We start from the raw sequence: 19,298 nt of genomic DNA on the forward strand, positions 1-19,298 counted from the left end.
CTCACCCTCTTAACTTTATACAAAGTTACGTTTATACTTTTTGTGCCATTCTTTTTCAAAGCAGTGTTCATCGTTGTTATAAGCAATGACTTTATTGTAGAGATAGAAGTATGTTTCATCACACCACATCTCACTGATTGTTTCAACTCTTGTATCGATATCATCATCTTTAACAATGACATCCCATGTACATTTAACATAAGCAGATAATGGATCATCTTCTACAATCACAAAGTCATTATAGTTTTCTGTACCATACGTAATGTTTAAATGTGGTAGGTTTCTTAAGCCCTCATCTGAGTAATCGGCTAACACCCACTTGTCTTCTGTTAATGCTTTAATAATATTTCTTGTTCTGCTGCCTTCTCTGATAACTTCTTTTTCTAGTGGTTCGGCTGTTTCTGAATGTGGATAATTTAAAGTAACTGCTTTGAAGTCATTCACATAAGGCACTTCGATTTTTGAGTTTGTTAAATCAACATCTAAGTTTGCAATTTCTGCAGAAGGCCAAACTTGAGGCCAATATGTTGGTGCCATTGAAACTTCTAGTTGATGTCCTTTCGGTAAATGATAACCGATTACATCTAATGGGAACTCAACATCTACATATTCATCAATAGGTAAGGCTTCAGGGAACTCATGACTCTTATGATGATTGATGTTGAACTGTCCTCTTGTAATTAAAGTCTTCTTACCGTTAGGATGTACATCTGACAATCTGACATGAATATTGGCTTGTGGTTTATCTGATTTCACACGTAATTTTGCGATAGGCATGCCAATGATATTGATATCGTTATCGAGATGATTAAGTAGTACTGTTGTAGCCAAAGCATTATCAATTGTTTGATCATCCGGTAGATCGCCTTCTTGACCAAATGGACAAAAGACGCCTGAATAAAGGCCGTGATGTTGGCGGTTTAATAATCTGACTGAGCCTTCTAAATCATGTAAGATATCTTGATGATTCACTTGTTCTTGTAGTAAATCTAACCATTTACCATCACGGTATGAATAAGAGGTTTGAGGTTCTACTGAATCTTGAAGATATACTAAGAATTCATCTTGATGTGTTGTATCTTTAGTTGAGCCCATCCATTTATCTAACCATTCTAATACTTCTTGAAGATAACCTATTTGAGGGCCAGGTATCGCAAGATCAGGGAACTCGTGTGCCCAAGGACCGACAATGGCCTTTTTAGGTACATTTAAGTTATTCATTAAACGAAAGACAGCGTTTGGATATGCATCTGCCCAACCGCTCATTGTAAGAACTGGAATTTGAATATCAGAGTAATTCTCATTGACTGAACCATGTTTCCAGTAACTGTCTCTTGTTTGATGTTCTACCCATTTTTCTACAAATGGCGGTGTATTTTCTAATCTATCTAGCCACATATCATACCATCTATCACCGACAAATTTAGGGAATGGAGGACGAGCATTATACGCAAACATCGTAGACGCCCACCACAACATGTCTGAAGCCATCATTGTGCCGCCGCGATAATGAACATCATCTGCGTACCTGTCATCTGTCGAACATAATGTGATGATAGTCTTTAAGGCTTCGGGTTGTCTTGCGGCAATCTGCAAACCATTGAAACCGCCCCATGATTTACCAATCATCGCGACAGAACCATTAGACCAAGGTTGTTTCGCAATCCATTCAATGACTTCTACACCATCATCTTGTTCGATTTTTGGATACTCATCCTCAATGATACCTTCTGAATCTCCAGTCCCTCTAATATCTACTCTGATTGCAGTATAACCATGTCCTGCGAAGTATTTATGCCTAATTTCATCTCTTAAAGCAGTGAAATCATCTTTTCTGTATGGTAAATATTCTAATACCGTTCCTTTATTCACACCTTCCATAACAGGTGACCAAATTTTAGCTGAAAGTTTTGTGCCATCTGACATGGTAATCCATGTATGATGTGTGATTTCGACCTTATAAGGCATATCTTTCAAAATGTTAATCTTATTATAATCTACATCAAAAACGCCCATTTATTATGAATCCTCCTTATTTTAGCCATTTAAAACAATCTCTTTATCACTTTTGAATCATATCTATTCTCAGTCATAGAGTTTATAACGTCAAACTTATGCATTAGTTGTAATAAAGGAAGGTAAAATAAAAAAGGATTGAGCAATCACACTCAATCCTCGTTTATTAAGGTAAAGTCACATGTATTTCATCGAACTTATCATTCATCATGCCATCCCAAAATTCTACTGTACCATTTTGATTAACTATGAAAGTATAAGAGCCATGTCCTGATTTATTATTCGCAGGAATTTTCCACATTCCGCCATCTTGCATAATTAGTTCTGGTTGTTGAAACTTAATTTTTGAAGCGTCTCCGCCTTCACTTTGATTAATGGCAGCGATTAGATAATCGAAGACATTATCTCTGTTCACTTGTAAATCAGAGAATTCTTCTTTATTAGCAGTACCACTACCTGAACCGCCACTAATTTTAACAGTTTCACTTCCGTCAGTAGCTTGTACTTCTTGTTGATTACTTGTTGTTTCACCTGACTGACCTATGTTCTCAGTATTATTAGACTCAGTTTCTGATTCAGCATTTACGCTATCCTCATTTTCTTCGTCTTCTTTTAATTGTGCTTCTAATTTCTTTTTCTCTAATTCGACTTCTTGATATTTATTGTATCCAAAGAAACCCACAGCACCTATGATTCCAAGTACTAATACGACGGATAAAATTACTAAAATCTTATTCATTTGTTAGAGTTCTCCTTAATGACTTTATTGTCCTTCAGCTTCCATAGCTTCTAATCTTCTTTGTCGTTGGTTAAGTTCATCATTTGTCAGTGTGCTTGGATCACGTTCCATTAATTTTGAATTATCACCAGAAAGTTGTGCACCTGGCTCAGGAATTTCTCCTCTGGCAGCTTTTTCATACATTTCTTTTTGTTTTGCATACTCAGCATCTGCGTCGTAAGAGCTGTCTGATGTGTTTTTAGAAGATGCTTGGCTATCATTGTTTTGATCTTGCGCAGGTTGAGTTTCTTTTACAGGTGCTTGAGGTGCTTGGGAAGCGGTAGTATCGTTTTGTGTTTGGTCATATGCTTCTCGTGTATTACTTTCTTCACTATTCACTGCTTCAGTGTTATTTTCGTCGTCTTCTTGTTCTTTTTTCTTTTGTTTCTCTTTTGCTTTTTTCTCTTTTTCTTCAGCTATTTTAGTTTCTTCTTTTTTCAGTTCCAAATCTTTATAACTGCCATACGCAAAGACAATCGCAATGCCTAATGCAGCTACAAGTGCTATAATTCCTAAACTAACAAAAATCTTTTTCAATACACTATCTCCCATCTTTAACGTTGTTATTAATAGAATAATCTATTTAACAAACCTTTCATAGAACTTTTTTAATAAATAGAGAACCTTTTAGTTTTATGTAATAAAGTTAGAGTTGCTAAATTGAAATAACTAATAAAGTAGATGTTTCTCTTTATTAAGATGTATGGAAATAAGTGGATAAATCCGCTTAAATAACTTAGGAAAAGCGATACTTAAATTGAAAGTATTGATGATATAATAAATGAATAAATTAGAAGTTGTGCTTATAAATGGCATAGCTAACTAAAGGAAGCTTTAAATATAGATAAAGAAAACATCAAGGAGCAGCTGAATGAATAATGATGAACAAGCATTAATGGAATTTCTGAAAGACATTGATTCTTTAAAAGAAATTGAAAAGTATTCCAACCAGTTTAATTTGTTTGAAATACTTGGTGTTGTGAACACCGAAATACGTCACAGTAATATGTTGGCTTGGTTATTGAATCCAAATGAGATTCATGGGCTTGATGATGCCTTTATTAAAAGTTTAATTCGAGCTTATATTGAATGCTCAGAATCCAAAAAAGATCAACAAACAATCTTTAAGTTATTATTAAATGACTTTGACGATGCGAAAGTGTTACGAGAGTGGAATAACATTGATTTATTAGTCGTGTCAGAACAAAATCAAACGCTTATTGTGATTGAAAACAAGATACGGAGTAAAGAATCTAAGCATCAATTGAAGAAGTATCAAGATAAGGTGGAACAATCCTATAGCGGTTATGAGAAATTATTTATATTCTTAACACCGCATGGTGAAGAAGCTAGTAATGTTGAGGTATGGTCCAATATCTCTTATAACCAAATCATTGAATGTATCGATGAAACTATGGTGAATAAAAAAGCAATGATGCATCCACAAGCAGTAGATTTTATTGAACAGTATATTGATATTTTAAGGAGGCATATCGTGGGAGACGAAGCATTAGAAAAAATTTGTGGTGAGATTTATGCCAAACATAAGAGAGCATTGGATTTAATCTATGAATATAAACCAGATACATTAAGTGAAATCTCTAAAATGTTGCAGACATATATACCTGAACATGAAAACTTAATCTTAGATCAAAGTAGCAAAGGTTATATCAGATTTACAACTAAAAATTTAGAACGTATTATGCCTAAAAATAATACTGAAATCCCTTGGACTGATAGTGGTAGAATCCTTCTGTTTGAGATTAAGAATAATAGTCATTTCACAGGGGTTACTTTATTGATTGGTCCAGGAGAAAATGAAGTAAGGACAGATATGCTTAATATTGCACTTCAACATAGTAAGGTATTTAAAGTCTTCAGAAAAAAATTAACACGTAAACATCACACAATTTACTCTAAGAATTTTTATACACATTCTAATGAAGGCGTAATGAGTCATGAAGAAGTGCTAGAAAAAGTTAAACAAGCGTTCGATAAGTTTCTTAAGAGCGATTTAAATAAATTAGAAGAGAAGTTAATAGAAGGCTATATGAATAATGAGAAAGCCACAGTCGATAATGTTTGAAAACCATCATAATATTATCTTCTTATATTATGTTAAAGTTAAATTAGGATAATTATTAAGGGAAACAAGAAAGGTGTTCTCTGTATATGGAAGACATTTCACTAATAATCTTTATAGGTATTACCGTATTCTTCGCAACGTTGATTAGCTCTACAATAACTAATCAATGTTTTGGCTCAAAATCATGGCCTGTAAAGATAGTGTTGAACTTTGTGATATTCTTAGTTATTTATCTTGTAGCATTTGGTATTTATTATTTTTTGAGATATTGATATTTTGAAAGAAAAAACTCTGCAGTACACTGGTTAAGTCAGTGATGCTGCAGAGTTTTATTATGTGTATAGCTTTAAAGTTTATGACTATACAATCTTATTTCTCTTTCCATTTGTCTACTTTATCTCGATTGTTTTCAATCCATTCGCTTGTTGCTTTTTCTGGATCTTTACCATCTTCAATTTCTAACATAATAGATTCCATATCTTTTACATCCCATTTGAAATTGTCTAGGATTTTATAGGCTTCTGGCATATCTTTTTTTAATCCTTTACGTGTCATCGTATGGATGCTTTCAGCTCTACCCATAGTTCCTTTTGGATCATCTAGATATTTTAAGTCGTAACGTTGGAAAATCCAGTATGGACTCCAACCTGTAATCACGATTTCATCTTTATTTTGAACAGCTCGTTTTAATTGTGCGTTCATTGCACCTGTAGAAGAGATGACTTGTTCCCAACCTTTTAAGTTAGGGTATGATTTGATTGTTTTGTCTGTGGCCTTAACAATCCCGGCACCTGGTTCTATACCTGTTATTTTTTTCTTAGCTTGATTGTCTAAATCTTCTATAGAGTCTACATCCATGTATGAAGGAACGACAAGTCCAAGCTTAGCTTTACCGTCAATATGTGGCCCTAAGTCATCTAAATCGTCTTTGAATTCTTTATATTGTGCTTCATGTGTGACAGGAAGCCATGGTCCAGTCATAGCATCCGCTTCTCCTTTAGCTACAGCTTCCCAAACCACAGGGATATCTAAAGATGTTGTATTAACTGTGTAACCTTCTTCTTCTAGCACTTGTTTCATCACGTTTGTTGAAACAATTTGATCATCTTGTTGCGCATAAGCTAACGTGATTGTACCTTTGTTTGAAGATTTAGTTGGTGAGAAGAAAATAGAAAGCAAAATAACAATTAAAGCAATAAGTGCAATAATGCCTGTGATAATCCATTTTTTCTTGTTACTCATTCTAGTGTTTTTAGGACGATTTAAAGCTTGAGTGAAGCGGTCGATAATAATAGCAAGGACTACAATTCCAATACCGAACACAAAACCGTTACCGACTTCTGAACGTTGTACAGCAGCTAAAACACCTTGCCCAAGTCCAGGTGTCCCAATCATAGAAGCAATAACTACCATAGAAAGTGTTAACATAATCGTTTGGTTAATACCTGCGAATATGTTTTCTTTTGCCATAGGTAAATCAAGTTTAAATAATCTTTGCCAAGCAGTAGAACCGAATGAATTAGATGTTTCCACTAACTCTGTAGAGATAGAACGAATCCCTAAGTTCGTCATTCTGACCGTTGGTGGCAATGCGAAGATAACAGATGCGAAAACCCCTGGTACCATACCGATACCAAAGAATGCGACAGCAGGGATGAGGTATACAAACCCAGGCATTGTCTGCATAAGGTCTAATATAGGTTTGATAATTTTTTCTACTGTATCACTTTTAGACATCAGGATACCTAAAGGTACTCCGATAATAACAGCGACTAAACTGGAAATAATGACCAAAGTGATTGTGTTCATTAAATCGGTCCACATATCTTGGTTATAAATAAACAGTAAGCCGACTAAAGTGAATGCGGCAAAGCCCCACTTACGTTTGAATACAAAGAAAGCTGCGATGACTAAGATAGCCATCATAACAAAAGGAGGAATAGCTGTTAGAATCATAGTCATGAAGTTCATCACTGCTTCTCCAGCAATCCTTAATATTGTAAATAAACCTGACAGATGATCAGTCAGCCAATCTACGATAGCGTCAATCCATTCTGCAAAAGGTAATTGTTTCATTGAAAAGTTAAGCATCTGCATTCACCTCTTCTTTCTCAGAATCAGAAGAAGTATCTGTTCCCACAGTGATATTTTTAGTGCTCATTGCCCCAATAACACTACCTCTGACCACGACACCAATCACACGTTCATTCTCTTTACTTACTACTGCAAGCGGTGCAGGGGAGTTATAAATAATATTGAAAATATCGCTAACGAACATGTCTTTATTAATTTTTTGAACGTTATCATTCGTAACATCCTTTAAAGATAGACCTTTCTCTCTGGCTTCTAATGCACTTTCAGCAGAGATACTACCTTTTAGTTTACGGTTACGATCAATGGCTAGCAGCATGCTGACTTCTTCTTGACGCATACGTTGCATGGCTACGTTAGGGCCTTCTGTTTCGACATTAATCGTAAGTGGTGGTTCCATAATATTTTCTGCAGTCAGTACTTTAGAACGGTCAACATCTTCCGTAAATTCTTTAACGAAATCATTAGCAGGATTCGTTAAAATTTCTTCGCCCGTACCAATTTGCATAATTTTTCCATCGCGCATTAAAGCAATACGGTCACCAATGCGTAAAGCTTCATTCAAATCATGGGTAATAAAGATAATAATTTTCTTTACTTTTCGTTGTAGTTCGAGTAAATCATTTTGCATATCTCGACGGATAAGAGGATCAAGTGCTGAGAAGGCTTCATCCATTAATAAAATTTCAGAATCATTTGCGAGTGCGCGTGCTAGACCTACACGTTGCTGCATTCCGCCAGAAAGTTGATTAGGATATTGATCTTTAAATGAAAGTAATCCAGTATCTTCTAGAGCTTTTTCAGCTTGTTTACGGCGTGCTTCTTTTTCTACACCACGTATTTCTAATCCATATTCTGCATTTTCTAATACAGTACGTTTTGGGAATAAACCAAAATTTTGGAAAACCATATTAACTTTAGTTCGACGTACTTCGCGCAACTCATTTTTAGACATCTTTGATACATCATCTTCATTTATGTACACGCTTCCTGAAGTAGGTTCAATCAAACGATTAATCAAGCGGACTAATGTAGACTTACCACTACCGGAGAGTCCCATAATCACAAATATTTCTCCGTCCTCTACATCAAAGCTTGCATCGTATACACCAACGGTCGCTCCTGTTTTTTCCAAAATTTCTTGCTTGGAATCTCCGTTTTTAACCATTTTAAGTGCCTTTTGGCTATTTCTGCCAAAGACTTTGGTCAAGTTCCTTACACGAACTCTGCTCAAAGTTAATCTCCTCCATTTTAAAAATCATTTTCTTATTTAATGTTATCATATTAATTAGATGAAACAACTTTCTTAGTGGTACAAATAAATAAAAATAAACAATAATATACTTGCATTTTTTTGCTTATATAGTAAGAAAGCACTGTATAAGGCTGATTAAATCAGTTATACAGTGCTTTTAAAGCTTATTTTCTTAATTCATTATTTTATCTTCCTACAGTCCAACCGCCATCTACATTAAGTTCAGCGCCTTGGACATAAGCTGCTTCATCAGAAGCAAGGAAGACTGCAGCTGATGCGAGGTCTTCTGGTTTACCTGCACGTTGAGCTGGAATCTCTTTCGTACGTTGTTCATCAACACCCTCTGTCATAGGAGTTTCGATAAATCCTGGTGATAAGAGATTTGCGCGGATACCTTTGTGACCGAAGTCATAGGCTAGTTGTTTAGTGAAACCGGCAATTGCGTGTTTTGTAGTGACATACGTACTGCCGCCGACACCTGCCATAGATGAACCTTGTGAACCTACATTGATGATGACACCGCTATTATTGTCTAAGAATGTAGGTAATACAGCGTGTGTGAAGAGGTAAGCACCTTTCACGTTTACACCCATTAACAAATCAAATGTGTCTTCGTCTGTTTCTAAAGCATCTTTATAACCATCATGAACACCAGCACCATTGTATAAGATATCAATTGTGCCGAAGTGATCTTTGATTGTTTTAACCGCTTCTTCCACCGAATCTTTAGACGTTACGTCTACGCCTAACGCTAGACCTGTGCCGCCATTGTCTTCAATCGCTTTGAGCACTTTTTCGCCTTTCTCTTTATGACGATTCACAATCACAACTTTAGCGCCTTCAGCTGCGAATCGTTTTGCGACCGCTTCTCCAATACCTGAAGACCCCCCAGTAATAATTGCGACTTTATTATCTAATTTACCCAAAGTAAATCACCTTTCTTTAAAATATACAGTATATCTATCTTAAGATATGACCGACTTAATATCATCAAAACAGCTTAGCTGATATATTCTATGTGTCACGATTCAGATATCTTAATTTCATAATTTAATCTTCTTTAGGAATAAAGACTTCAGCTTCACTATCTTCAGGATAATAGTAACCGTTTGGGATGGTTTGAAGCTCGATTAAGCTGCCCCATGGTGCTTTAATATAAATAGTTTCGTTTCCGACAGAATCTTCATAGCGTGTATTCTCATGCGGTTCAGAAACAGGTTCGCCACCTGCTTCTACCATACGCTCGAGTGCTTCTTCAAAATCGTCGACATAAAAAGAAAGATGCGTAAACCCAATATCTTGAAGCGCAGCGGGTGCTTGTTGATGCGCATGGACAAACTCAAACATTTCAATATTCGGGCCATTACCGAAAACCATCATACGCTTTTTAATGATTTTAGCGCCTGACTCAAGGTCTAAGAAACGTTCTACATCATTACCGCCACGAGGTTGATCCATTTCTGTTTGACTATCGTAAGCCACCTTACCGTCTAAAGCTTCTTTGAAAAACCGTGTTGCCGCTTCAATATCCGGCACAGTTAACCCGATATGATTAATCCCTCTTGTAATCGCCATTTAATCACTTCTTTCTTAATCTATCTCTCTATTTGTAGTATTACCTGACTTGTGTCTATTATGCTTAAAGTATTCAATAAATATATAAATGACAGTAAAAGTATGTTTGCAAAATTATTAGTTGACGTTCATCATCCATATTAACATAATCATAAATATTTATAGTGATTAATGATTTATAAAGCTTTTCAAATCATAAAACGCAGGTCATTTTAAATAACCTGCGTGTAAATTAACGTTCAAATTTTAAAATACTGATTGCCAGTCCGATTAAGATGACACCGACGATATAGTCAAATACCATTTTGAAAGTAGGTTGATTGAAGAGTTTCTTGATATGTGTGAATAAGAAACTGCATATGAAAAACCAAATAAAGACCAGTGCGATAAAGAGTGCCGATAGGGCGATAATTTTTAATGAACCTTCGCTTTTAGTCACAAACTGCGGCAAGATAGATATGTAAAAGAGAATCGCTTTAGGGTTTAAAATCGTGCTCATAAATCCTTGTCTAAACGATTTAAACAAACTGATGTGTCTGATAGGGTAAGTTGATGATGTAGTAATATGGCTTGCCTTACGTGCGTTTAAGATAGTTTTCAAACCTAAGTAAGCAATATAAACGGCACCAAGAAACTTAATCGTGATGAACGCATAATATGAGCTCGTTAAGATAAAGATTAAACCAAGTGCAGCAATCGCAGAGTAGACGACATGTGCAGAAGAAATACCTAATGCAGCCATTACGCCATTTCTAGTACTGCCTTTCATTGTATTCGTAGCCACGATGAAGAAATCAGGGCCAGGAATAACGATAATCAGCAATGAAATTAAAATGAAACTGATCAATGAATCCATAATCGAGCACTCCCTTTAAAATTGTAATGCCTCTATCTTAGCATGACTTATCACGCTATGAGACCGGAAATTTAAAATCGTGTCAGAACATAAAAAAAGATGAATGACATTATGGGTAGTAATATCATTCATCTCAAGTTGGGTTAGGTTATGGTTTATTTTAAGATAGTAGTTTTGGTTGGTTTACTTAGTGTTCGTATGGAATAAAGTCTAATGGCATCGGTGTTGCGAAACCAAGCATGATAAAGTCTTCGTCTCCTGTATTCGTCATACCATGTGCTTCGCCAGGTAATGATACAATGATGTCGCCCGCTTTGATAGTTCTTTCCTGACCGCCGTTTGTATAGAATGTGCCTTCGCCTTGTGTCACAATCCATACATCATCTGCGTTTTGGTGGGTATGACATTGTAGAGATTGACCTGGTTTCATGCACCAAACGGCACCAGCTGAATGTTCAGATTGATAAAAGACTGTCTTTTGTGCTGCTTCCTCAGAGAAGCGTGGTAGATCTTTCATGTTAAAAAAGCGTTGGTGTGTGTCGACCATTGATTATCACTCCTATTTATTTACAATATAATCCGGTGTGTCACCTGTGAGCGCTTTGACAACGTTACCTGCGGCAATTTCAGCCATCATATCACGTGCTTCAAATGTCGCATTTCCGATATGTGGTGTAATGACCACGTTATCCATAGATTTTAGTTCTTCAGTAATTTCTGGTTCGAATTCGAAGACGTCTAATGCGGCACCTTCGATTAAACCATCTTGTAAAGCTTTAACTAATTCAGCTTCATATACGATTGGACCTCTAGATGCGTTAATCAAGTACGCTGTTGGTTTCATTTTTTTAATTTCGTTATAATCAATCATGTGACGCATGCTTTCGTTATAAGAACAGTTGATTGCGACGAAGTCAGCTTCTTTCAACAGTTCATCTTGTGATACATAGCGTGCACCAAGTTCTTGTTCTTTCTCTTCATGTCGAGATGGACCAGAATAAAGAATATCCATATCGAAACCTTTTGCGCGGCGAGCAACTGCTGAACCGATTTCACCTAGTCCGATGATACCGATAGTTTTGCCTGAGACTTCACGTCCGCGGAAGAAGAGTGGAGACCAGCCGTTGAAGCCTTTTGTGCGGCATAACTGATCGCCTTCAGGGATGCGGCGTGCTACCGCTAATAAAATACCCATTGTCAGGTCAGCTGTTGCGTTAGTTGAAGCAATCGGGGTATTAGTAACATCGATACCACGTGCTCTAGCTGCTTGAATATCAATGTTGTTGAACCCCGCACCATAGTTTGCGATAATTTTTAAGTTCGGTGCAGCTTCAATAACTTTTTCACTTACATTTGTAGATAATAAACTGATTAAGCCTTCGGCATCTTTAATACGTTCAATCAATTCATCTTCAGTGATTAATTTGTCCCCAGTGTACATATCTACTTCAAAATGTTCTTTAAGTTGATTTAATCCCGCCTCTGGAATCGCACCTGCTACTAATACTTTTGTCATATTCAATCGCTCCTTTTAATTACTTTGTGAAAACTTTCACAATCTTTATCTATAGCTTATCATGGAATCAGAATATTAGAAGTGCATAAAGTGCTAAACTCACACCTCTATTTTGTGCGAAATGAACAAAAGTGCTACATAATCAGATGAAACCACTAAAAGATGTATCAAAATCGTAAAAAAGTATAGCACTCACTATGTCATAGATTCGATATGATGAAAGGGAACATCAATCATTTTTAGTACAAACAAAGACATACTGATCATGAAATGACTAAAATGAGGAGCAGACAACATGAAAAAGACTTTGTATTTAATCAGACACGGACAAACGTTATTTAATAAGAAACATCAGATTCAAGGTGCTTCAGATTCACCGTTAACAGAACTAGGGAAACAACAAGCTGCACAAGCGAAGCTGTATTTCGATCAATTAAACCTGACAGATTATGAATTATTCTCTTCTACACAAGAACGTGCCTCTGACACGTTAGAAATTTTATTTCCAAATGAAACCTATACAAGATTAAAAGGGATTAAAGAATGGAATTATGGATTGTTTGAAGGAGAGCCGGAATTATTGAATCCGCCACATCAAAATGGCGTAGTTGATTTTGGTTCATTCTTTGCGGCTTATGGCGGAGAAACGATGGAAGAAGTTCAAACACGTACTGTGAAGACATTACATCGCGTATTAAAAGAGACGACGCATCGTAATGTAGTAGCAGCGAGTCATGGTGATATCTTATTCTTATTTGCGCATTATTGTTTGCCGATAGAAGCGGTAAAACAAATAAAGATAACGAATTGTTGTATTTTAAAATTTGAATATGAGGATGAAACTTTTACATTTATAGAAGCAATTCATCCTGCTTAATCCAAAGAAAAAAGGGTTGGACGACTCCATCAGAAGTGTCCAACCCTTTACTATTTTAGGTTTGCTATTCATCTATTTTAAAATTTTTATTCAGGTTTTAAGTCTAAAGTACCCATTTCTTCGCGTAATTCATAAATTTTATCTGGTGTTACGTCTTCGCCAAGTGGATCTACAACTTTCAATGTTGAGAATGTGCTCACAACTTGGCCACGAATCATTTTAAGGTATTCTTGTCTTAATTCATGTTGTTCTTGTTTTTCTGAAGTGCTCAATACCATTTCTTTTTCTTTATTAGCAAGTTTATTAATTCTATCTAAAATTTTCATATTATTATTGTTCCTCCTTGATTTCGTTTGGTGGGAAATGTGGAATCACATAATCTCCCAATTCTTTCATAATATCTTGGTACGTTCTTTCATGTGTGACTAATTTCAACATGATATGGTTTGTACCGATACGTTCATATGCTTTTAATACATTGATTAAAGTATTTCTGCCTAATCTATAGCCACCCTTAATGGGTTTGATTTTTTCATTTGGATCTTTTGATAAATCTAATGCGAGTGGATGCATGAATGGTTTGAATACATCATTATCATGCCAAGCTTGTAGTAAAGCTTTCTGCATTTGGAATTCTTGTGGATAAAACATCCAACCATCCATATTTTCTTTAATCCAGTCTAAATCTTGTTTCGCATTTCCCGTCGCAAAAATCGGGATATGGTGATGTTTTGGTAAAACTTGCAGACCAGAATCCTCATATAGCTCAAAGATTGAGTTTGAAATGTTTGGAGAGTGGTCTTGCCACAGTGCATTCAAAGAAGAAACAGCATCTCTGAAATGATTATGCAAATTCTTCTCCTCGACTTTGAAAGCTGGAAACTCGAAAGAACGGTCTCCAGTTGCCAGTCCCATTAAAAATCTCTCGTTTGACACCAAGTCAAGAGTAGCGGCTGCTTTAGCAACGTGAATTGGATGACGTAATGTCGCAACAATACTAGCTGTTCCGAGAGCAATTTTATTCGTTTTAGCACTGAGGTAAGTTAAAAATACAAACGGATCGTAGTTTGTCGTTACTGGACCTAAGTGTGGACTATATAATGGGTTATCTCGCACAAATAGGCTTGTAAATCCAAGTTCTTCAGCATACTGCGCTAATTCTGCTTGTTGATCAAACGACAATGCGATTTTTTCAGAGTTATCAAAAGGAATGCTTAAACCTAAGGTTAAATGACCCTTTTGAAACGTCCGCTTGAAACCATTGTGTTGTTCGATTGTTGTCACGTCTATCCCTCCTAACTTGATTAATCTGACAAACTTTAGTTCTTCTAACCAAGTTGTCTACAATTATTCTACAACGTATACACAACTAACACAAACCTTATGCTCACGCGGTTTATCGATTTAGTCAAAAAAGGTCAAAAACGTTGATTTGACGCGGTTTTAAAATAAAAAACAAAAATAAAGCGTGCAACTTTTAAGGGGTTTTTTAACAATTATGACGATGTGAACGAAATTAAATTTCTGAATATCAACATTGTTAAAACTGATCAGCAGTGAACATTTTAATTGTGAGCTATGATTAATCAATTCCAAATCAGTGAATAAATAGAGAGAGGTGAAGCGTAATGAAAAAAATTCTAATAGCAGTCACAAACACATCAAAATATCCAGATTTACCACGTCCAACAGGTGCTTGGCTTGGAGAAGTTGTACACTTTGCGGACGAGTTCTATAAAGCAGGTTATGAAATTGATTATGTAAGTCCTAAAGGTGGCTTTGTGCCCATTGATCCCGCAAGTTTACAAGAAGACTTTATGTCTGATGTAGATTGGAAGTATTATACAGATCATCAATTCATGACACAGTTAAATGAATCATTGAAACCAGAAGAAGTAAATCCAGATGATTATGAAGTGATTTATTACGCAGGCGGCCATGGTGTTGTATGGGACTTTGAAAAAGATAAAGGTCTCATTGAATTAGCTGAGAAAATTTATTCTAACGATGGCTATGTCACAGCTGTTTGTCATGGTCCAGCAGGTTTATTAAACATTAAAGATAATGGCCAAAACTTAATTAAAGGTAAGAAAGTCGCAGGCTTCTCTAACAGTGAAGAATCACAAATGGGTGTTACAGATAACTTACCTTATTTATTAGAAGATGCCTTAATTGATAAAGGCGCAAGCTATGAGAAAGGTGACGACTGGTCAAACTTTGTAGTCTCAGACGGTCGATTAATCACAGGTCAAAACCCTCAATCAGCCCAACAAGTTGCGTTAGATACGCTGAAAGCTTTAGGAAAATAAAAATGAATGAAGACTGTCCGTTATTAAGGACGTCTAAATTAAGATAAACAAAACCCTCTGAGTATGAAGTTTATGCTCAGAGGGTTGCTTAATACTATGAGATTAACCACTTTGGATTAATCTATTTTATTGAGTTCGTTGATGACATGTTTCATATCATCATGAATGACTAAATCTGCGTCACTGTCATAAGGTGTCACATCTTTATTAATGATGACAAGATTTTCACCTTCAAAGTTTGAGATTAAACCAGAGGCAGGTTGTACAACGAGTGATGAACCTAAGACAACGAGTGTATCGGCTTGTTTGATTTTGCTGATGGCGCTCATAATTGTCATTTGGTCTAACATTTCGCCATATAAGACGATATCTGGTCTGATTGGACTGCCGTCTTGTTCACTGTTACGTAAATGATGGTCGATGACGTAAGGTTTTGAATACTCATCGTTAGGGTTGTTGATGCTGTAGAAGCGGTTTAAAGTACCGTGTAGCTCATCTACATTTTCACTGCCTGCATCTGAATGCAAACCATCAATATTTTGTGTGATAACACCGAGTGAACGATTTTCTTTTTCTAACTGTGCAATCCATTCATGCACATTATTCGGTTTTTTATCCGCAAATAATAAATACTCATGACAGAAGTCCATAAAGCCTACAGGATTATCTTGTAAGTAGTCATGACTTAATAAATATTCCGGAGATAAACCTTTTTCTGCGACAGCTTCATATAAACCGCCGACAGAACGGAAATCTGGAATACCGCTCGCAACAGAAATACCTGCACCTGTGAAAAAGACGATTTTATTCGAACTGTCAATAATCTCTTTTAATTGCTCAATTTTAGCATTCACACTGATCACTCCATTAATTATTCAATACATCTCGTGTATTGATCTACTCATATTAATTCTAAGATTAAGGGGATGTTTAAGCAAGTTAGATAGAAAAGGGTAAAGTTCAAATTTATATAATTAGTATGATGTAAGGATGGGAAAATTATAATAACAAAAAATAAAAAATGGAGGTGCGATATGAGCAATAAATATTGGATTATACCGTGTAATGTAAAATCATATGATGTAATTGGTGCATTTAATAAGTTAGAGGTTGTAGATTGGAAACAAAGTAACAATATGAAGTCAGCACGACCAGGAGATAAAGTATTTATATACGTAAGCAAACCATATTCAGGGATTATGTATATGTGTGTGATTAATAATGTAAATAAATCAACTGAGTCCATGGAAGATAAAGAGTTTATGATTCATACTGAAAACTATGTCAATTATGGAAATTACATGGAATTAAAATTATTAAAAAGTAAAATACAAACTCCTATAACATTGAAAGAACTTCAAGGTTATGGATTAAAAGGAAATGTTCAAGGACCGAGATCCTTAAAGGATGAATTGCTAGAATTTATTTTAGATAGTTTTGATGATGGACAAAATGTTATTTCTGAAGAAAATGAATTAGAAAATTTCTTGTATAAGGAAGGTAAACTCATAGAAAGCTATGGTACTAGATTTGAGAGGGATCAAGCTCTAAGAAGAAAAGCTATAGAAATTCATGGTACGACATGTAAAGTATGCGGGTTTAACTTTGAAGACTACTATGGAGAATTGGGTAAAGGATTTATTGAAGTGCATCATATTAAACCGATGTATATCAGTAGAAAAGAAGTTAATGTTAATCCACAAACCGATTTAGTACCACTATGTCCAAATTGTCATAGAATGATTCATAGAAAGAAAGATAGCCCTTTAGAAATCGATGAATTGAAACAATTAATCAACAAAGCTAGATAGATTATATAATGCAGGGTTATTTCTGTTGTTGATTCCTAACTATGTAGATTTGATTAAATAAATCAATTGATAGTTTCCTCTTTGAATGATAGGTGTAAACTAATATAATAATAACTGTATAGTGATGAGGAAAGGTGAAGTGAATGAAAAAAGAGAGATACCCTGATTTAAATCATAAAAATAAATTAAGCCATTCATTTAAGTTTTCAAGTGCTGTTGTATTGTTAAGTACGACATTATTAAGTTATAACTTAACGTCTGCACCTACTGTGGTTGCGGAAGATCAGACAGATGTCAAAGCTACAAAAAATTCTAATACTACAACACTCAAGTCGCGTATAGAAGCAGCAAAAAAAGAAATCGATCGTATTAAAACAATGAATGACAGTGACAAAACTAAATTCAAAACAGATATCAATAAGGCTGAGCGTGTATCACAAATAGACGCAATCTTAAAAGATGTGAAAGAGAAAGAAGCACAACTTAAAGAAGAGAAAGCAACTTCTGATTTAGAGAAAGACAATAAAACACAATCCAATACATCTACTCAAAATGATGAACAATCAGCTTCACTATTAAAAGAAGACGCAAATCGTTCTGAGGCACAACCTGAACCTAATACTACTCAAGGAACGGAAGATACTGCTGTGTCAGATCGATTAGAAAAGGTGCGTGAAGATTTAAACCAAGCTTCACAACAAGCACAATCAAGTGATTCAAACCCTTCATCACAAGTGGCAGATGCGCAATTAAATCAGGAAAAAGCCAATCAAAGTATTGATGCATTTATCTCAGATTTAGAAGCACTTTCTCATAAAGTTGATAACGGGAAACTAAATGATGGTGAAGCGGACCGTTCTGACAATGAGGAAACTAAAGCGAACGAAGAGAATACACAAGCTTCACAAGCATTGAGTACGCTTAGACAAGATATTGACCGTGTGACGACTGCACGAGAAACAACGAAACAAGATTTAGACCAATATGTCCAAAATAAAGAAGCGAATCTGCAAACGTTAGAAAATAGATTAGCTGAACGCAGCGAAATTTCACAAGATAAAGCACAGCAGTTAAAAAATGAAATTGAGAAAACAAAAAGCAGTCTGAAACAACAAGATGCGATTATCTCAGATCATTTAAAATCAGCGTCTGACAAAAAACAAGCTGTTAAAGATATTATCGGCAGCACTGTAGATGAACAAAGTGCACAACAACTTATTGACCGCATTGATACAAAAGGTAAAACAGATGCGCAAATTGCGAGCCAAGTGTTGAGTCAATTAGACGGACTCGGTTCATTCACAAGTGACAGCTTGCTTCAATCTATGTTTGATAAAGCGGATGATAAAGAAGCATTAATTCAAACACTGTTATCGACGAAATTTGATAAGAATGAAGCGAGAGATATGGCACGTCAAATTATGGCGAAACGTCCAGATAGTGCTGAACTCGTTCAACTATTAAAACAACGCTACGGTTCAGATGTTTCAGCGGATGAGATTATCGGCAACGTGATTGACCAAGCACATAATAAACGCCAAGCGATTGAAACGATTTTAGCCACAAAATTCAATGATGCGAAAGCACGTGCATTGGCGAATGTGATTGCGAAAAAAGACGATGCGAAAGCTGAATTGTTAAGTGTCCTCAAATCGGGACTTGATCAACCGCTTAACGATTTACTTCAAGCGGACCGTGATATCACGCGATTAAAATCAGATATCCGTCATATCTTTGATCCGTTAAAAGACACGCCAAGCTTGCTAGGTAAGTCTAACGGTAGTCTACTAGATAAAGGCTTACTAGGTGGTAAATCTGGTTTATTCGGTGGACCGAGTCTATTAGACAAGTTAGCGAATGGTGGCAGCGTATTAGATGGTATTCCTGATATTCCGAATCCATCACAAGGTCGCGCGCTATCATTAGGCAGTTCATCTGATGATTTCTTAAGTGGGCTATTTGATGACGAAGGTAACTTTGATTTACCAGCCACAGGTGAAATAGCGAAGAAATCTGCTTTACCATTAGGTGTTGCGTTAATTATCATTGGCGGCGGTCTTACATGGTTTGTGAAACGTCGTAAAGCGAAACAATCTTAATCAATTATAATCGAGTTAAAACAAATACG

Annotated in this window: 18 protein-coding genes; 5 read left to right on the forward strand and 13 right to left on the reverse strand. The window is 35.8% G+C overall.

Going from position 1 to position 19,298, the window contains the following annotated elements; translation table 11 throughout:
• Nucleotides 1-15: 15 nt before the first annotated feature.
• The 3 genes from HMPREF3031_RS03680 to HMPREF3031_RS03690 all read right to left on the reverse strand — a co-directional run bounded on the left by HMPREF3031_RS03680 (nucleotide 16) and on the right by HMPREF3031_RS03690 (nucleotide 3,331).
• On the reverse strand, nucleotides 16-2,016 hold the full coding sequence (locus HMPREF3031_RS03680; protein ID WP_002480269.1) for a CocE/NonD family hydrolase: 2,001 nt from the start codon (nucleotides 2,014-2,016) through the stop codon (nucleotides 16-18).
• A 166-nt stretch (nucleotides 2,017-2,182) separates the two neighbouring features.
• Entirely contained in the window at nucleotides 2,183-2,755 is a 573-nt protein-coding gene (locus HMPREF3031_RS13655; protein ID WP_002480268.1) for a hypothetical protein, read from the reverse strand.
• Between the two features lie 24 nt (nucleotides 2,756-2,779).
• Complete coding sequence (locus HMPREF3031_RS03690) at nucleotides 2,780-3,331, reverse strand: hypothetical protein (protein ID WP_002480267.1); 552 nt, start codon at nucleotides 3,329-3,331, stop codon at nucleotides 2,780-2,782.
• Nucleotides 3,332-3,665: 334 nt separating this feature from the next.
• Between HMPREF3031_RS03690 and HMPREF3031_RS03695 the strand changes: the two genes are divergently transcribed.
• On the forward strand, nucleotides 3,666-4,880 hold the full coding sequence (locus tag HMPREF3031_RS03695; RefSeq protein WP_002480266.1) for a PDDEXK-like family protein: 1,215 nt from the start codon (nucleotides 3,666-3,668) through the stop codon (nucleotides 4,878-4,880).
• A gap of 369 nt (nucleotides 4,881-5,249) precedes the next feature.
• On the opposite strand, the gene HMPREF3031_RS03700 is transcribed toward HMPREF3031_RS03695, so the two are convergent.
• From HMPREF3031_RS03700 to HMPREF3031_RS03730, 7 genes are all read right to left on the reverse strand, one after another.
• Nucleotides 5,250-6,971: an ABC transporter permease/substrate binding protein gene (locus HMPREF3031_RS03700; RefSeq protein WP_070724614.1), complete on the reverse strand. Its 1,722-nt coding sequence runs from the start codon at nucleotides 6,969-6,971 to the stop codon at nucleotides 5,250-5,252.
• Entirely contained in the window at nucleotides 6,964-8,205 is a 1,242-nt protein-coding gene (locus tag HMPREF3031_RS03705; protein ID WP_070724615.1) for a quaternary amine ABC transporter ATP-binding protein, read from the reverse strand. Before HMPREF3031_RS03705 ends, HMPREF3031_RS03700 begins: the two co-directional genes overlap by 8 nt.
• 206 nt (nucleotides 8,206-8,411) lie before the next feature.
• Nucleotides 8,412-9,152 (reverse strand): SDR family NAD(P)-dependent oxidoreductase, encoded by a 741-nt coding sequence (locus HMPREF3031_RS03710; RefSeq protein WP_070684455.1) that lies wholly within the window; start codon nucleotides 9,150-9,152, stop codon nucleotides 8,412-8,414.
• Nucleotides 9,153-9,276: 124 nt separating this feature from the next.
• Nucleotides 9,277-9,801, reverse strand: coding sequence for a VOC family protein (locus HMPREF3031_RS03715; RefSeq protein WP_002480262.1), 525 nt, complete (start codon nucleotides 9,799-9,801; stop codon nucleotides 9,277-9,279).
• A 232-nt stretch (nucleotides 9,802-10,033) separates the two neighbouring features.
• The gene (locus tag HMPREF3031_RS03720; RefSeq protein ID WP_002480261.1) at nucleotides 10,034-10,657 is read right to left on the reverse strand and encodes a LysE family translocator; all 624 of its coding nucleotides are present in this window, start codon (nucleotides 10,655-10,657) and stop codon (nucleotides 10,034-10,036) included.
• Nucleotides 10,658-10,844: 187 nt separating this feature from the next.
• Entirely contained in the window at nucleotides 10,845-11,204 is a 360-nt protein-coding gene (locus tag HMPREF3031_RS03725; RefSeq protein ID WP_002480260.1) for a cupin domain-containing protein, read from the reverse strand.
• A gap of 12 nt (nucleotides 11,205-11,216) precedes the next feature.
• Nucleotides 11,217-12,173 (reverse strand): NAD(P)-dependent oxidoreductase, encoded by a 957-nt coding sequence (locus HMPREF3031_RS03730; protein ID WP_002480259.1) that lies wholly within the window; start codon nucleotides 12,171-12,173, stop codon nucleotides 11,217-11,219.
• 295 nt (nucleotides 12,174-12,468) lie between these two features.
• On the opposite strand from HMPREF3031_RS03730, the gene HMPREF3031_RS03735 reads away from it, so the two are divergent.
• Nucleotides 12,469-13,050 carry a histidine phosphatase family protein gene (locus HMPREF3031_RS03735; RefSeq protein ID WP_002480258.1) on the forward strand — a complete coding sequence of 194 codons (582 nt, stop codon included), beginning with the start codon at nucleotides 12,469-12,471 and terminating at the stop codon, nucleotides 13,048-13,050.
• A gap of 86 nt (nucleotides 13,051-13,136) precedes the next feature.
• On the opposite strand, the gene HMPREF3031_RS03740 is transcribed toward HMPREF3031_RS03735, so the two are convergent.
• Together HMPREF3031_RS03740 and HMPREF3031_RS03745 are read right to left on the reverse strand one after the other, a co-directional pair.
• Nucleotides 13,137-13,376 carry a DUF896 domain-containing protein gene (locus HMPREF3031_RS03740; protein WP_070724617.1) on the reverse strand — a complete coding sequence of 80 codons (240 nt, stop codon included), beginning with the start codon at nucleotides 13,374-13,376 and terminating at the stop codon, nucleotides 13,137-13,139.
• Nucleotides 13,377-13,380: 4 nt separating this feature from the next.
• Nucleotides 13,381-14,334 carry an LLM class oxidoreductase gene (locus tag HMPREF3031_RS03745; RefSeq protein WP_002480256.1) on the reverse strand — a complete coding sequence of 318 codons (954 nt, stop codon included), beginning with the start codon at nucleotides 14,332-14,334 and terminating at the stop codon, nucleotides 13,381-13,383.
• Between the two features lie 344 nt (nucleotides 14,335-14,678).
• Between HMPREF3031_RS03745 and HMPREF3031_RS03750 the strand changes: the two genes are divergently transcribed.
• Nucleotides 14,679-15,359 carry a type 1 glutamine amidotransferase domain-containing protein gene (locus tag HMPREF3031_RS03750; RefSeq protein WP_002480255.1) on the forward strand — a complete coding sequence of 227 codons (681 nt, stop codon included), beginning with the start codon at nucleotides 14,679-14,681 and terminating at the stop codon, nucleotides 15,357-15,359.
• A 116-nt stretch (nucleotides 15,360-15,475) separates the two neighbouring features.
• Here the strand turns inward: HMPREF3031_RS03750 and HMPREF3031_RS03755 are convergent, their stop codons facing one another.
• Entirely contained in the window at nucleotides 15,476-16,213 is a 738-nt protein-coding gene (locus HMPREF3031_RS03755; RefSeq protein WP_002480254.1) for an NAD-dependent protein deacylase, read from the reverse strand.
• Nucleotides 16,214-16,393: 180 nt separating this feature from the next.
• On the opposite strand from HMPREF3031_RS03755, the gene HMPREF3031_RS12960 reads away from it, so the two are divergent.
• Both HMPREF3031_RS12960 and HMPREF3031_RS03765 read left to right on the forward strand, forming a co-directional pair.
• Entirely contained in the window at nucleotides 16,394-17,170 is a 777-nt protein-coding gene (locus HMPREF3031_RS12960) for an HNH endonuclease (protein ID WP_002480253.1), read from the forward strand.
• Between the two features lie 143 nt (nucleotides 17,171-17,313).
• Entirely contained in the window at nucleotides 17,314-19,269 is a 1,956-nt protein-coding gene (locus HMPREF3031_RS03765; protein ID WP_002480252.1) for an LPXTG cell wall anchor domain-containing protein, read from the forward strand.
• Nucleotides 19,270-19,298: the final 29 nt, after the last annotated feature.

The organism is Staphylococcus sp. HMSC072B07, from assembly GCF_001815505.1.
In the GTDB taxonomy this organism is placed as follows: Bacteria; Bacillota; Bacilli; order Staphylococcales; family Staphylococcaceae; genus Staphylococcus; species Staphylococcus simulans.